We start from the raw sequence: 15,237 nt of genomic DNA, 5'->3' as shown, positions 1-15,237 counted from the left end.
AGAAATGCCCCCCTTCTGTGTGGTGGAACATGAGACATGACCTGACTGACCTGCGGCTCTTCGTGAACGTGGGAGAGACGCTCAATCTGACCCGTGCGGCCGAACGCACGTTCCTGTCGCTGCCCGCCGCCAGCGCGCGCGTCAAGCACATGGAAGAGGCCTTCAAGGCGCGCCTGCTGGTGCGCATGGCCACGGGCGTGGCGCTGACGCCAGCCGGCGAGGTACTGCTGAAACACGCCAACGCCGTGTTCCGCCAGCTCGAATGCCTGAACGCCGACCTGCAGCCTTATGCCAGCGGGCTGAAGGGCAGGCTGCGCCTGCTGGCCAACACCACCGCCACCAATTCGTTCCTGGCCGACGCCCTGTCGACCTTCCTGGCCGAGAACCCGGACGTGGATGTCGAACTGGAGGAGAAAATCTCGGGCGACATCGTCATCGCGATTCGCGCCGGCGCCGGCGACCTGGGGCTGGTGGCCGGCAACATCGATGTCGAGGGCCTGGACGTGACCCCGCTGTTCCGCGATGAGCTCACGGTGGTGACGGCGCTGGACCATCCGCTGGCGGCATCGACGTCAGCCCATTTCGCCGATCTGGTCGACGCCTACCAGTTCGTCGGCATCCATCCCGACAGCGCCATCCAGACCTTCCTGGAAGACATCGCCAGCGGCCTGGGCAAGCGCATTTGCCAGCGCGTGCACGTAGGCAGCTTCGAGGCCGTGTGCCGCATGGTCGAGGCGGGGGCCGGCATCGCGGTGGTGCCGCGCGCCTGCGCCGCGCGCTACAGCCGGCCCGACGCCCTGCACGTGCTGAAGTTGGAAGACTCCTGGGCGCTGCGCGACCGGCTGTTGTGCCGCCAGCGCGGCCGCGACCTGCCCAGTTTCGCCGAGTGCTTCATCGAGCACGTGCAGCGCGCGGCGCGGGGGCAGTAGCGCGAACGGGCGCCGTCGCCGCGATGCGGCAAGGGGCGCGGGAGCGTCCGGCCGTCGAACCTGGGCGTGCGGCGAAAGAGGGGCTTTTGCAAATGTGTAGCGGCAAAGCGCGGCTGTGCGGCAAATAATAAAAAAAAGCCCGGCCACGCCGCCGACAAAAACGAAACCCAGGAGACCGCCTTGCCAGATTCCCAACGCCGCCGCGTCATCGCGGGGCTGGGCGCCGTGTGCGCCTCGACCTTGCTGACCCCTTTCGCCCGCGCCGCCAACTGGCCCGGCCATGCCGTAACGTTCATCGTGCCGTTTCCCGCGGGCGGCCCGGTCGATACCACCGCGCGCTTCACGGCGCAGCCGCTCGGCCACCTGTGGTCGGTGCCGACGGTGGTGGACAACCGCTCGGGCGCGGGCGGCATCGTCGGCGCGCAATTCGCCGCCAAGGCCGAGCCGGACGGCTACAACTTTTTCTTCGCCTCCATTCACCATGCCGTGCTGCCCAGCTTGCGCGACAACCTCACCTATGACATCAACCGTGATTTCGTGCCGGTGGGCATGGCGGCGGTGTTCCCGATCGTGCTGGTGGTGAATCCGTCGCTGCCGGTGAATTCGGTGAGCGAACTGATTGCCTACGCCAAGGCGAATCCGGGCAGGCTGTCGTTCGGCTCGTCCGGCACGGGCGGCGGCACGCACCTGGCAGGCGAACTGTTCAACGCGATGGCGGGCGTGAAGATCCAGCACATTCCCTATCGCGGCAGCGCGCCGGCGATGCAGGACTTGCTGGGCGGCCAGGTGCAGGTGATGTTCGCGGACGGCCCCTCGGCCGTGCCGCACCTGAAGACCGGCAAGGTGCGGGCGCTGGGCGTGGGCAATCCCGCGCGCTCGAGCATGCTGCCCGAGGTGCCGACCATCGCCGAGTCCGGATTGCCCGGCTACGAGGCGTATTCGTGGAGCGGGTTGATGGCGCCGAAGGGCACGCCGGCGCAGATCGTGGCGCGGGTGAACGCGGACATGGTGAAAGTGCTGTCCGATCCTTCGACGGCCAAGGCAATGCTGGCCGCGGGCGCGGAGCCCCGGCCGGGCAGCCCCGAGGCGTTCGGCGCGTTCGTGCGCGGCGAGGTCGTCAAATGGCGCGAGGTGATCAACAAGGCGGGGATCAAGCTGGAGTAGGCGGCCCGCTGCCGTCCCCGGCCGCCTGGCGCGAACCCCGGTCCGATGCGGTCCCCACTGGCGGTTCCCGCCGCGCTAGCGGAAGTTGTTGCTTTGTATTACATTTGCAGGCGCTGCGCGGATCAGACCGCGCGACCTCCCAGCGCTCTTCCATCGAGCAGACTTGCCATCCCGAGCGCTGGCATTCACACCATACCGCCTTGCGGGTCCAGGCCGTGCCTTCCCGGCTGCCGTTCGCCATGCACGGCGGTATACAAGGGGATTCCATGATTCAAAACCGAGCGGGCCTCGTTACCCATGGCGCGCTGTGCGCCGCATCGGCGTCGCAGATGTCTCTACCCGCCACCGGCATGTCGGCTCGCGCTGCCGTGTCGGCGCGTTTACCGGCCGGCGCCCGGTTCGCCCTGGCGGCCGGCGGCAGCGCCCTTGCGTTGGCGCTCGCCGGGACGTCGGCGCCCGCCTGGGCCGCCTGTTCCGCTGGCGACATCAGCGGTTGCGGCGCGCCGGGCGGGGCCGGTTTCCCCGGACGCAGCGGCGCCGGCGGGACCGGAAATGGTCAAGGCGGCGGATCGAGCCAGCTCGACGGGGGCGGCGTGACGGTGCAGATTCCGGGAAGCTGGGGGGCCTCGGGTACGGGTGGCACAGGCGCGGCGGGCGACGGCGGTAGCGCCGCGGGCAATGCGCCCGCGACATCCACTACTGCCGGCACCGCCACCGTAGTCGCCTCCTTGGGCGGTGCGGCCGGCAACACCGGGCCGGACGGCGCCAATTTCGGCAGCGGTGGCAATGGCGGGAATACGGGGCTCTTTTACTCCGGCGGAAATCTCACTGTGTCCGCTCCGGCGACACTATCGGGCGGCGCCGGCGGCGCCGGCGGCAATACCAGTAACGGCTTGACGGGCAACGGCGGCGGCGGCGGTGGCGGTGGCAGCGGCCTGATATCGACATCGGCCTTGGCCTCGATCACCAACTTAGGGATGATCGTCGGCGGGGTGGGGGGCATCGGCGGCGCCGGCGGCTTCGGCGGCGGCGGTGGTGCCGGCGGCGATGGCCTGCTCGCGGTGGGGGGCCAAGCCACCATCATTAACGTCGGCAGCATTACCGGTGGCACGGGCGGTAACGCCGGCGCGGGTGCGTCCGGCAGCGGCGCGGACGGCGCCGCAGGGGTCGGCGTCAATCTTGCCGGCACCGGCAATTCCGTGGCGAATACCGGCACGATCGCGGGCGGCGCCGGTAACGGCGGCGGGGTCGGTATCGTGACCCGGGGCGCGGACACGATCAGCAACTCGGGCACCATCATCGGCGGCATCGGCCCGGGCGGCGCCCGGGCCGCGGCCATTGAGTTCGGCGGCGCGGGCAACACATTGAATCTGTTGTCAGGCTCCCTCATCGTCGGCAACCTGATGCTCGATGCGGGGGCGACGGCCACCATCGCCGCGCAAAATGCGGGGCTCGCGCTGGATAACAACGTGGTGTTGACCGACGCCGCATCCGGCGTCACGTTTTCCACCGCCGCGAATAGCCTGGCGCAGTCGGGCGTCATCTCCGGCGCGGGCTCGGTGAGTGCCAGCGGCACGGGGACGTTGACGATGTCGGGCGTCAATACCTTCACCGGCGCCACCACGATCAGCGGCGGCACGCTCGCCCTGACCGGCGCCGGCAGTCTCGCCGCGTCGTCGGGCGTGGTGGTGAACGCGGTATTCGACATCTCCGGGGTGACGGCCGGGGCGTCGATCAAGGCACTGTCCGGCTCGGGCACGGTACGTCTCGGCGCGCAGTCACTGTCGCTCACCAATGCCGCGGGCGCGTTCGATGGCGTCATCGACGGCACCGGCGGCGTCCGCGTCAGCGCCGGCAACCAGACCCTGACGGGCGTGAACACCTATACAGGCGCCACCACGATCGACAGCGGCGCGACGCTCACGCTCAGTGGCAGCGGCAGTGTGGCGGCATCGAGCGGCGTGAACAACAACGGTACGCTGGACATTTCGGCAACCACGAGCGGCGTGTCCCTGGCCAGTCTCGCGGGCACCGGCACGGTCGCCCTGGGCGCGCGCACCCTGACGTTGACGAACGCCTCCGGCGCCTTTTCCGGCGCTTTCAGCGGCACCGGCTCACTGGTCAAGCAAGGCACCGGCATGCTGGTGATCAACGGTTCCAACAACGCATTCAGCGGCACCACGACGGTCGACGGGGGCACCCTGCAGGTGGGCGATGCCAGCCATGGCGGCGCGGAGTTGGGGGGCAACGTCGCCGTTGGCGCGCAGGGCGTGCTGGGCGGGCACGGCACGGTTCTGGGCAATGTCACCAACGGCGGGACGGTATCGCCGGGCGGCTCTATCGGCACCCTGAGCGTCGGCGGCAACTACACGCAGGCGTCGAACGCGACGCTGGCCATCGAGGTGAGTCCGACTGCGGCCTCGCTGCTGAAAGTGTCGGGCAGCGCGTCCCTGAACGGCACGCTGGCGATCACGTACACGCCCGGCACGTATTCGGCCACGCGCTACAACGTAGTGAGCGCGGCCAACGGTATCAGCGGCCGTTTCTCGTCGGTCACCGGCACGCTGGTCTCGGGCGCGGACCTGAACGGCCTGAGTTCTTCGGTGGCCTACGGCGCCAACGATGTTGCCCTGGTGCTGGGCATCGGCGTCCCGGGCGATACGCCCGTGGTCATCGCGCCGGTCCACACCAGCATCTATACGGCGCTTGGCTCCGCTGCCCTGATGAGCGCGCAATCCGCCACGGCAGCGCTGCTCGACCGCGCAACGCCGCGCACCGTCGGCACCGCCGAAGACGCGGCAGGCGCGCCGGGCAAGGTATGGGTCTGGGCCAACGCCACGGGGCGGCATGGCCGCCTGTCCGGCTCGGGCGGACAACCCGGCTTCCAGGAAAACCAGTACGGCTTTCTCGCCGGCGCGCAAAAGCGCGTGGAGCGCAACACATTCGGCCTGGCGATGGGCTACTCGCATGCCGACCTGTCGGAGGAGCAGACCGAAAACTCCGGCACGCGCGACACGGTGCGGCTGGCAACCTACGCCAGCCGCGACATGGGGCTGGTCGATGTCACCGGCATGCTCGGCTATGGCTTGCATTTCCTGTCGCAGAAGCGGCCGTTCGACAACGCCGGCACGGCCAAGGGCGACCATATCGGCCAGGAGTTCACGGCGGCGGCGCAGGTCAGCAAACCCATCGCGCTTGCCGGGACGGTCATGACGCCGCGGCTGGGCCTGCGCTATGCATACTTCTACGCCAACAGCTTTGACGAAAGCGGCGCGCGCGGGCAGAACCTGCATGTCGGCTCGGACAGCACCCGCAGCCTGCAACCCTATGTCGGCGTGACCTTCGACAAGACGTTCGATAACATGCGGCGCCCGCTGAACCTGCAGGTGCGCGCCGCCTACGCGCATGAACTGCTCGACACCGGCCGCGCCGTCACGGTGGCGTCGCAGGATGGCACGCGCTTTGCGGCGCCCGGCGCCGATCTGTCGCGCGGTTTCCTGACGTTCGGCGCCAGCGTCGGCTGGTCGCTGACCCGGCAACTGGGCGTCTCGCTTGCTTACGATGCGCTCGTCAATACGTCGCGCGCGTCCTCCCAGGCGGGCAGCGTCAGGATGAGCTATCGCTTCTGACGCTCAGCCCAGCAGCGCCTGGCGGGCCTGCCGGTATTCCGCTTCGAGCAGGCCCACCAGCTCGGCCACCGGCAGCAGTTCCTGCGTGGCGCCGACGCCCTGGCCCGCGCTCCAGATGTCTTTCCAGGCCCTGGGGCGCGTGTGCTTGTCCAGGTTGGGAGGCGGGGCGTCGCCGGGCAACCGGGCGGGGTCCAGGCCGGCGGCGCGGATGCTCTGCGCCAGGTAGTTGGCGGGCACGCCCGAGAAATAGGGCGTGCAGGTGATGTCGGCCGCCTGCGCGCGCAGGATCATTTCGCGGTAGGCGTCGTTGGCCAGCGATTCGCGGGTCGCGATGAAGCGGGTGCCCATGTAGGCGAAATCGCAGCCCATGGCCTGGGCGGCCAGGATGTCCTTGCCATGGCTGATGCAGCCGGACAGCGCCAGCGGGCCGTCGTAGAAGGCGCGGATCTCATTGACCAGGGCGATGGGGTTGAGCTGGCCGGCGTGGCCGCCAGCGCCGGCGGCCACCAGGATCAGGCCGTCCACGCCGGCATCGAGGGCGCGGCGCGCATGGCGCACGTTGGTGACGTCGTGATAGACCTGGCCGCCATAGGCGTGGACGGCGCGGACCACGGCCTCGGGCGGATGCAGCGAGGTAATGAGGAGCGGCACGCGGCGTTCGACGCAGATGTCCAGGTCGCCCTGCCAGCGGGCGTTGCTCGGGTGGACGACGAGGTTGACGCCGTAGGGCGCGATGACCGCGCCTGGATCCTCCTTGCGCGCGCGGGCCAGCCTGTCCTCGATGCGGCTGATCCACTCGTGCAGTTGTTCTTGCGGCCGCGCATTCAGCGAGGGAAAGGTGCCGATGATGCCGGCGCCGCATTGCGCCGCCACCAGGTCCGGGCCGGAAACCAGGAACATGGGGGCGCCGATAAGAGGCAATCGGGTCTGCGCGCGCAATGCGGGGGGCGTCATGGGCGGTTTCCGGTAGGCGTCAGTTGGCCTGGATGTTGGCGCTTTTGATCACATCGGCCCACAAGGCATATTCGCGGTCGATGCGCTGTTGCAGGGCGGCGGCGTCACCCGTGTCGATGGTGTAGCCGCCGTCGGTCATGGCGCGGCGGAAGGCGGGGTCCTGCGACACCTCGGACAGCGCGCGCGCCAGGCGCGCCTGCACCGCGTCGGGCAGCTTGCGCGGGCCGACCAGCGCGTACCAGCCGACCACCTCGTAGTCCTTCATGCCGGCCTCGATCATGGTGGGCACGTCGGGCAACTCGGGGTTGCGGGTGCGCGACGTGACCGCCAGCGCGCGCGCCTTGCCGCTCTTGATGAACGGAATCGCGGTGCTGGTGATGTCGAACATGAAGGTGATCTTGCCGCTGACCACGTCCATCATGGCGGGCGAGTTGCCGCGATAGGGTACGTGCAGCATGGGTACGCCGGCCTGCTTTTTCAGCAGCTCGGCCGACAGGTGGTTGGAGGCGCCGATGCCGGCCGAGCCGAATGACACGGCGTCCGGGTGGGCGCGGGCATAGTCGACCAGGCCGGCGACGTCGCGCGCCGGGATCTGCGGGCCCACCAGCAGCACGTTGGCATAGTCCACGACCAGGCCGATCAGCGAGAAGTCCTTGCGCGGATCGAAGAGGGTACTGCGCTGCACCAACGGCGACATGGTCAATGTCGGGCTGGCGGCAAAGCCCAGCAGATAGCCGTCGGGCGGCGCCTTGGCGGTGGCGTCCGAGGCGATCATGCCGCTGGCGCCGGCGCGGTTCTCGACCACGACCGTCTGGCCCAGCTTGTCTCCCAGGTATTTGGCGAAGACGCGCGCGGTGGTGTCCACCGGGCCGCCGGGGGCGTAGCCCACCAGCAGGCGGATGGGGCGGTCGGGGTAGGCGCTGTCGGCGGCGGCGCTGGCGCCGGCCGCCATGGCCGTCACGGCGGCAGCCGCGGCGAGCAAGGTCTTGATGTTCACGCTCATGTCTCCTTGTGTAATGGGCCGGTCGCGGAGCGGAACAGCGCAGCCGCGCCTACGCCAGCCTTTCTTTCAGCGGCTGCTTGAGGATCTTGCCGCTGACGGTGGTGGGAATCGTGTCGATGCAATGGATCTGCGCGGGCCGCTTGTACGGCGCCAGCTGGGCGCGCAGGTGCAGCATCAGCAGGCGGGTATCCAGGCGCGTGCCGGCCAGCGGCTCGACGAAGGCGATGACTTCCTCGTTGTGGTCGGCGGTGGGGCGGCCGACCACCGCCGACAGGCGCACGCCGGGGAAAGCGTTGATGACCGCCTCCACCTCGATCGGGTAGACGTTGAAGCCGGACCGGATGATCAGGTCCTTGGAGCGGCCGGCGATATACAACGCGCCGCGTTCGTCTTGGTAGCCGATGTCGCCGGTGGCGAGCCAGCCCCCGGGCAGCAGCGCCTGCGCCGTCTGCGCCGGGTCGCGGTAGTAGCCCAGCATCACACCGGGGCCGCGGATCAGGATGTCGCCGCGTTCTCCCGGCCGCGGCGGGTCGGCCTCGGGGCTGCCGATGCGCAGCTCGACCCCGTCCACCGGGTAGCCGGCGCTGCAATCCGTGGGCGGCGCGTCGATGTCGGTGATGAACATGGAACCGGCGTACTCGGTGATGCCATAGCCGTGATGCATGGCGACGCCGAAATAGCGTTCGGCGTCGCGCTTGAGGGTGGGGTCGAGCGCCGCGCCGCCGGTGTACAGGTAGCGCAGTGCCGGCGCGCGCAGTTCGCCGCGCGGCGGCGCGGCCGCCAGCATGCGGTTGAACATGGTCGGCACGCCCTGCAGGATGCTGACGCCCGGATGGGCCAGTGCCTTGAAGGCATCCTCGGGATCGAAGCGGCTGCGCAGCACCAGGCTGGCGCCGGCATGCAGCGTGGCCATCAGCACGGTGGCGATGCCGAAGATGTGCGATAGCGGCAGCGCGGCGTAGCCGATGTCCTGCGGCGTGAGGCGGCGCGAGGCAGCCGAAACGCCGGCAAAGTGCAGCAGGCCGCGATGCGGCACCATGACCCCTTTGGGGGCGCCGGTGGTGCCGGACGTGTAGATCACGGTGGCGACCTCGGCGGCCAGAGCACCGGCTTCGGGTTGCGTCGGGCTGTCCGCGTGCCGCGCCTGCACGCCCGGGCCCCAGGTCTCGGCGTCGGCGGGACGCGCGCTGGCGGCCTCGGCGTGGGCCGTGGCGGCGGCGGAGACGCCGCAGGTATAGAGCGTGATCTCGGGCTGGGCATGAGCGCTGATCGCGGCGATCTCACGCGCCGACAGGCGCGCGTTCACCCCCACCGGCCAGGCGCCGGCGAGGCCGCAGCCGAACAGCGCGGCGATCATGGCGGCGCAATTCTCGCCGACCATCAACACGCGGTGCCCCGGCCGCACACCCGCCGCCGCCAGCCAGTCGGCCGCGTGCCGGACCCGTTGCCAAAGCTGCGCGTAGGTCAGGATGCCGCCGCCTTCCTCGTACAGGCAGATGGCGTCGGGCTGGCGGCTGGCCTGGCGGGCCAGCAACTGGTGGATGCGGGTAAGCGGTTCGGTGTGCGACATGGTTGCTGCGGTCGGGATCAAAGCGTGGCGGCAGTGCCGAGGATGGCGGTGGCCTGGCTGGACAGGGTGCCGCCGTTGCCATGCACCAGCGCCAGTTCGGCGCCGGCCACCTGGCGCGCCCCGGCCTCGCCGCGCAATTGCCGCACCGCCTCGATCATGATGAAGACGCCGTACATGCCCGGATGCACGCAGCACAGGCCGCCGCCGTTGGTGTTGACCGGCAGCCGTCCGCCGGGGGCGATGGCGCCGCCGGCGATGAAGTCCTTGCTCTCGCCCTTGGCGCAGAAGCCCAGGTCCTCCAGGAACAGCAGGGTGTTGATGGTGAAGGCGTCGTACAGCTCGACCACATCGATGTCCTTGGGCGTCACGCCCGCCATGGCGTAGGCGCGGCGGCCCGATTCGCTGGCGGCGGTGACGGTCAGGTCTTCCATCGACGAGATCTGGCGGTTCCAGACGGCGGTGGCGTTGCCCAGCACATAGACCGGCGGCCGCGGCAGGTCGCGGGCGCGGTCGGCGCGCACCAGCACGTAGGCGCCCGCGCCGTCGGTGACCAGGCAGCAGTCGCGCACGCTCAGAGGGTCGGACACCATGCGCGCGGCCAGGATCTGTTCCAGCGTGGCCGGGTCGCGCAGTTGGGCCTCGGGATTGAGCTGGGCCCACTGGTTGGCGGCCAGCGCCACCTGCGCCAGGTGCTCGCGGCGGGTGCCGTACTGGTGCATGTGACGCGCCGCCGCCAGCGCATACGACGACAGCGGGCTCAACGGGTCATACGGCGTCTCGTAGGGCTGCGGATCGAACTGCTTGCGCACGCGGCCGATTTCGGCGCGGCTCAGCGTCGAAGTGCGCTGCGTGCTGCCATAGCAGACCAGCACCGCGTTGCATTGGCCCGAGGCCAGCGCGTGCAGCGCCGGCAGCAGGTGCGCCACGAAGCTGCTGCCGCCCAGCATGGTGCTGTCGATGAAGCTGGGGCGGATGCCCAGGTGCTCGACGACCGGCATCGCCCACATCGGCGCGGCCACGCTGGCGGTGCAGAGGCCATCGATGTCGCGCATCGACAGGCCGGCGTCGGCCACGGCGCGCTGCGCCGCCTGCACCAGGATTTCCATTTCGGTGAAGCCGTGGGCCTGGCCCAGGCCGGCATGACCCACCCCTGCCACCGCGACGGCGCCGCGCAGATCGTTCAGCGTCATTGCGCCTCCTCGTTGGGAACAAAGACCAGCAGTCCGCGGCCTTCGGTCACGGCTACCTGTGCGCGCACCGCCATGCCGATGCGCACGGCCTCGGGCGCCACGCCTTCGACCCGGCTCATCAGGCGCACGCCGTCGGCCAGATCAATCAGCGCCACGTTGTAGTCGCCGCCCGCCTCGGGCTTGCGCCGCACGATGGTGGTGGAATAGACCGTGCCGCGGCCGTCCGGCACGCGCCACGACAACTGATCCGCGCCGCAATGGGGGCAGAGCATGCGGGGATAGAACACGGCGCGGTCGCAGGCGCCGCAGTGCTGGATCTGGAAGCGCCCCTGGTCGAGCGCCTGGCGGTACTGCGCCTCGACGCCTTCGGTGGCGCGTGGGTCGGTTGCGGTCATTGCATACGTTTCCGGATGGATGAGCCGCCAGTGTCGGGGCTGGCGCCGGCCCATGCCATTCTTCATTGCTGAAGCAGGCCTTTTGCCGACCCGTAGTGCCGTGCCCTACACCGAGGCAGAAGCCGGTCTTCGGCAACCGCAGATTGTCCGACGCGCGGTCGCCATGGCTAGATACCCGCCAAAGGAGGTAGGCCATGAATCTGACCTGGACGCCGGAAGAAATCCGGTTCCGCGAAATGGTGCGCGCGTTCGCCGCCGACCGGCTGCCGCGCGACATCCGCGACAAGGTGCGCCGGCACCAGCGCCTGGAGCGCGACGACTACGTGCGCTGGCACAACATCCTGGCCGACCAGGGCTGGGGCGCGCCGAACTGGCCGGTCGAGCACGGCGGCACGGGCTGGAACGCGCTGGAGCGATTGATCTTCGAAGTCGAATGCTTCAAGGCCGGCGCGCCGCGGCTGTTGCCGTTCGGCCTGTCCATGATCGGCCCGGTGCTGATGAAGTACGGCAGCGCCGAGCAGCAGGCGCGCTTCCTGCCGCGCATGCCGCGGGTGCAGGACTGGTGGTGCCAGGGCTATTCCGAGCCCGGCTCGGGCTCGGATCTGGCCTCGCTCAAGACCCGCGCGGTGCGCGACGGCGATGACTACGTGGTCAATGGCCAGAAGACCTGGACCACGCTGGCGCAATACGCCGACTGGATGTTCTGCCTGGCGCGCACCGATCCCGAGGCGCGCGCCCAGCGTGGCATTTCGATGCTGCTGCTGGACATGCGCGCGCCGGGCGTGACCGTGCGCCCGATCCGCACGCTCGACGGCGGCCACGACGTCAACGAAGTCTGGCTGGAGAACGTGCGCGTGCCGGCCGCCAATCTCGTCGGCGAGGAAAATCAGGGCTGGACCTACGCCAAGTACCTGCTGGGCCATGAACGCACCGGCATCGCCGGCCTGGGCCATTGCCATCGCGAACTCGGCATCCTCAAGGACATGGCCGCGCGCGCCACCGCGCGCGGCCGGCCCCTGCTGGCCGATAGCCGCATGCGCGACCGCATCTCGCGCATCGAGGTCGACATCATGGCGCTGGAAATGCTGCTGCTGCGCGTGGCCGCCAGCAACGGCGGCACGCCCGGCCCGGAAGCCTCGGTGCTGAAGATCCGTGGTTCCGAGATCCAGCAGGACCTGGCCATGCTGCAGATGGAAGTGGCCGGCCCCGATGCCTGGCCCTACGACCCCGAATGGATGCTGGCCGAGGCCGCGTATCACGGTCCTGGCCCGGAGCTGGCGGCGGCCTCGGGCGCCGGCTATGCCGACATGCGCAAGACCTCGATCTACGGCGGCACCACTGAAGTGCAGAAGGGCATCATCGCCCGCCTGGTGCTGGGCCTGTAGGCCCGGCCCGCATCCGCAAGGAACACGACGCATGGATTTCCTCTATACCGAAGAACAGCGCATGCTGGCCGACAGCCTGCGCCGCCTGGTGGACCAGGCATGGACCCGGTCGCAGCGCCGCGCCCGCGAGGCGGCGGGGCGGCTCGATCCGGCGGCCTGGGCCGCGCTGGCCGAGCTGGGCGTGCTGGGCCTGAACATCCCACAGGAAGCGGGCGGCTTTGGCGAAGTGCCGGCCAGCTTGTTGCCGGTGCACCTGGAACTGGGGCGCGGATTGGTGGCCGAGCCGGTGATCCCCAGCGCGGTGATGGGCGCGGCCCTGATCGGCGCCTGCGGCGATGCGGCGCGCGCGCACTGGTTGCCCGCCATCGCCTCGGGCGAAAAGGTGGTCAGCGTGGCCTACCAGGAACCCGGGCGCCGCTATCAGGACGATCCCCAGGCCTGCCGCGCCACGCGCGGCGGCAACGGCTGGCGCCTGGACGGCGCCAAGCATCTGGTGTGGCACGGCGCGGCCGCCCACGCCTGGCTGGTGAGCGCGCGTGACGAAGACGGCGCCACGCTGTTGTTCGCGGTGCCGGCCGATGCCGCCGGGGCGCATCTCACCGATACGCCGACGCTGGATGGCGCGCGCTGTGCGCGCCTGGATTTCGACGCGCTGTCGTTGTCGGCCGACGCCCTGCTGGCGCGAGGCGAAGCGGCCGACGCCGCCTTGGCGCAGGCGCTGCAATGGGGCACCGCCGCGCTGTGCGCCCATGCGGCGGGCGCGATGGAACGATTGCTGGAAATCACCGTCGACTATCTCAAGACGCGCAAGCAGTTCGGCCAGCCGCTGGCGACGTTCCAGGCGCTGCAGCACCGTCTGGCGGAAATGCTGGTGGCCAAGGAGCTGGCGCTGTCGATGGCCTACGTGGCCGTGGCCGCCCTGACCGAAGCCGACCCGGCGCAGCGCCGCCGCATGCTGGCCTCGGCCAAGCTCGAAACCGCGCGCGCCGGCCGGCTGGTGGCGCAGATGGCGGTGCAACTGCACGGCGGCATGGGCATGACGGACGAACTGGAGGTCGGCGACTTCTTCAAGCGCCTGACGGTGGCGGACCTGCTGCTGGGCGACAGCGCCGAGCAGTTGGCGGTGCTGGAGGAACTGGCATGAGCGCCGCGGACGATACCCAGATCATCTTCACCCTGGAGCAGGGCGTCGGCGTCATCACGCTCAACCGTCCTGAGCGCTTGAACAGCTTCACCGCTGTCATGCACGCCGAACTGGCGCGGGCGCTGGACACGCTGGAAGCGCATGCCGGACTGCGCGGCGTGATCCTGACCGGCGCCGGGCGCGGTTTTTGCGCCGGCCAGGACCTGGCCGAACGCAAGCCGGCCGAGGACGGCTCGCGCCGCGACCTGAGCGAGAACCTGGAAAAACACTACAAGCCGCTGATCCTGCGGTTGCGCGCACTGCCGGCGCCGGTGGTGTGCGTCATGAACGGCGTCGCGGCCGGGGCTGGCGCCAGCCTGGCGCTGGCGTGCGACGTGGTGTTCGCGGTGGAATCGGCGCGCTTCATCCAGGCCTTCAGCAAGATCGGCCTGTTGCCGGATGCCGGCGGCACCTGGTTCCTGCCGCGCCTGGTGGGGTCGGCGCGGGCCATGGGCGCGGCCTTGTTCGGCGAGGCGCTCAGCGCGCGTCAGGCCGAGGCCTGGGGCCTGATCTGGCGTGTGGTGCCGGATGCGGACCTGGCGGCCACGCTGGCCGAGGTCCGCGCCACCCTGGCGGCCGGGCCGACCCGCGCCTATGCCGCGACCAAGGCCGCTCTGCACGCGTCCAGCGGCAACACGCTGGCGCAGCAGTTCGACCTGGAATGCGGCTTGCAGCGCCAGCTGGGCTACACCGACGATTACCTGGAGGGCATGCGCGCCTTCGCACAAAAGCGCGCGCCTGCGTTCAAGGGACGCTAGGACGCGTAATCGAAGCAGGGGACAGTGCGCGAAAGCGCGCCGCCGCCGCGGTTACCGTTGCCGATCGGCGAGGCCTCAGGCGGCCGCCGGCTGTCGGATCTGTCCGATCAGTTCGCGCGCGCAGCCGGGCAGGGCGTCGATGTCGCGCACCAGCAGCTTGCGTTCGCGCACCACCCAGGGCTCGTCCAGTTCCACCACCTGCAGCTTCATTTCCGCGCCATAGCGGCGCGCGGCGGAATCCGGGATCACGCCCACGCCCACCCCGGCCTGCACCATGCGGCAGATCGAGTCGAAGCTGTACAGCTGGATGCGTTGCGGCAGGCGCTGGCCCACACGTTCGAGCTGGTCGCGCAGGAACGCCACCAGGGTCGAGCCTTCGTGCATGGTGATGAAGGGGTAGCGCACCGCGTCGGCCAGCTTGACCTTGTCCTGGCCCTGCAGCGCATGGCCGTTGGGCACCACCAGCACCAGGCGGTCGGTGCTGAAGTGGATGGTCTGCAATTCGGGCGCGTCGACCGGGCCGGCGACGATGCCCAGGTCGGTGGTGCCGTCCAGCACGCCGCGCACGATGTCGCGCGTCAGGCGTTCCTGCAGGTCGACGGTGACACCGGGATGGCCCGCCAGGAACTGCGCCAGGATGTCCGGCATGAATTCCGTCACCGCGGTGGTGTTGGCGAAAATGCGGATGTGGCCGGCGTCGCCGTCGGCCTGCTCCTGGAAGTCGTGCTTCAGGTGGTCGACCTGGCGCATGATGACCCGCGCATGCTGCAGCAGCCGCTGGCCGGCCGGGGTGATTTCCACGCCACGGCTGTCGCGGTACAACAGGCGGGTGTTGAGCTGGTTCTCCAGCGCCTTGATGCGCACGCTGACCGCGGCCAGCGACAGGTGCGCCCGCTTGGCGGCTTGCGTCAGGCTGGGGGATTCGGCGATGTGGATGAACAGGCGGAGGTCGGCGAGATCGAAGTGCATGGCGCCTATATTACGGCGGCCGGCGCTGGTCGCACGATTCAGGCGCCCCAAACCCGGCCTTGAGGAAAAATGAATTCACAGTATCCCCGCCATGCGGGATGCTAGCTG

At 69.8% G+C, this 15,237-nt stretch carries 12 protein-coding genes; 6 read left to right on the top strand and 6 right to left on the bottom strand.

What is annotated here, in order from left to right:
* The first annotated feature begins 29 nt into the window (after window positions 1-29).
* The 3 genes from K2W61_RS03650 to K2W61_RS27710 all read left to right on the top strand — a co-directional run bounded on the left by K2W61_RS03650 (window position 30) and on the right by K2W61_RS27710 (window position 5,722).
* Window positions 30-929, top strand: coding sequence for a LysR family transcriptional regulator (locus K2W61_RS03650; protein WP_175131143.1), 900 nt, complete (start codon window positions 30-32; stop codon window positions 927-929).
* A 180-nt stretch (window positions 930-1,109) separates the two neighbouring features.
* Complete coding sequence (locus K2W61_RS03645; protein WP_175131144.1) at window positions 1,110-2,093, top strand: Bug family tripartite tricarboxylate transporter substrate binding protein; 984 nt, start codon at window positions 1,110-1,112, stop codon at window positions 2,091-2,093.
* A gap of 266 nt (window positions 2,094-2,359) precedes the next feature.
* Window positions 2,360-5,722 (top strand): autotransporter outer membrane beta-barrel domain-containing protein, encoded by a 3,363-nt coding sequence (locus K2W61_RS27710; RefSeq protein ID WP_272909250.1) that lies wholly within the window; start codon window positions 2,360-2,362, stop codon window positions 5,720-5,722.
* Window positions 5,723-5,725: 3 nt separating this feature from the next.
* Here K2W61_RS27710 and K2W61_RS03630 read toward each other — a convergent pair whose 3' ends face one another.
* From K2W61_RS03630 to K2W61_RS03610, 5 genes are read right to left on the bottom strand one after another with little or no spacing between them, the layout of a single operon-like run.
* Entirely contained in the window at window positions 5,726-6,676 is a 951-nt protein-coding gene (locus K2W61_RS03630; RefSeq protein WP_175131145.1) for an NAD(P)H-dependent flavin oxidoreductase, read from the bottom strand.
* 19 nt (window positions 6,677-6,695) lie between these two features.
* Window positions 6,696-7,673: a Bug family tripartite tricarboxylate transporter substrate binding protein gene (locus tag K2W61_RS03625; protein ID WP_236755062.1), complete on the bottom strand. Its 978-nt coding sequence runs from the start codon at window positions 7,671-7,673 to the stop codon at window positions 6,696-6,698.
* Between the two features lie 55 nt (window positions 7,674-7,728).
* Window positions 7,729-9,249 (bottom strand): class I adenylate-forming enzyme family protein, encoded by a 1,521-nt coding sequence (locus K2W61_RS03620; protein WP_175131147.1) that lies wholly within the window; start codon window positions 9,247-9,249, stop codon window positions 7,729-7,731.
* 17 nt (window positions 9,250-9,266) lie between these two features.
* Window positions 9,267-10,439: a thiolase gene (locus K2W61_RS03615; RefSeq protein WP_175131148.1), complete on the bottom strand. Its 1,173-nt coding sequence runs from the start codon at window positions 10,437-10,439 to the stop codon at window positions 9,267-9,269.
* Window positions 10,436-10,834, bottom strand: coding sequence for a Zn-ribbon domain-containing OB-fold protein (locus K2W61_RS03610; protein ID WP_175131149.1), 399 nt, complete (start codon window positions 10,832-10,834; stop codon window positions 10,436-10,438). Before K2W61_RS03610 ends, K2W61_RS03615 begins: the two co-directional genes overlap by 4 nt.
* A gap of 194 nt (window positions 10,835-11,028) precedes the next feature.
* On the opposite strand from K2W61_RS03610, the gene K2W61_RS03605 reads away from it, so the two are divergent.
* Genes K2W61_RS03605 through paaG form a run of 3 tightly spaced genes read left to right on the top strand, consistent with a single transcriptional unit; the run spans window position 11,029 to window position 14,160 of the window.
* Window positions 11,029-12,219 (top strand): acyl-CoA dehydrogenase family protein, encoded by a 1,191-nt coding sequence (locus K2W61_RS03605; protein ID WP_175140996.1) that lies wholly within the window; start codon window positions 11,029-11,031, stop codon window positions 12,217-12,219.
* A gap of 31 nt (window positions 12,220-12,250) precedes the next feature.
* Window positions 12,251-13,363, top strand: a complete 1,113-nt coding sequence (locus K2W61_RS03600; protein ID WP_175131151.1) for an acyl-CoA dehydrogenase family protein — start codon at window positions 12,251-12,253, stop codon at window positions 13,361-13,363.
* Window positions 13,360-14,160 (top strand): 2-(1,2-epoxy-1,2-dihydrophenyl)acetyl-CoA isomerase PaaG, encoded by an 801-nt coding sequence (paaG, locus tag K2W61_RS03595; protein ID WP_175131152.1) that lies wholly within the window; start codon window positions 13,360-13,362, stop codon window positions 14,158-14,160. The genes K2W61_RS03600 and paaG overlap by 4 nt, the downstream gene beginning before the upstream one ends.
* Before the next feature lie 75 nt (window positions 14,161-14,235).
* Here the strand turns inward: paaG and K2W61_RS03590 are convergent, their stop codons facing one another.
* On the bottom strand, window positions 14,236-15,129 hold the full coding sequence (locus K2W61_RS03590; RefSeq protein ID WP_175131153.1) for a LysR substrate-binding domain-containing protein: 894 nt from the start codon (window positions 15,127-15,129) through the stop codon (window positions 14,236-14,238).
* Window positions 15,130-15,237 lie beyond the last annotated feature (108 nt).

Origin of the sequence: Achromobacter pulmonis, from assembly GCF_021733725.1 — a bacterium.
In the GTDB taxonomy this organism is placed as follows: domain Bacteria; phylum Pseudomonadota; class Gammaproteobacteria; order Burkholderiales; family Burkholderiaceae_B; genus Achromobacter; species Achromobacter pulmonis.
The sequence above is the reverse complement of the archived record's forward strand: the minus strand, read 5'-3'. Positions and strand labels throughout refer to the sequence as shown.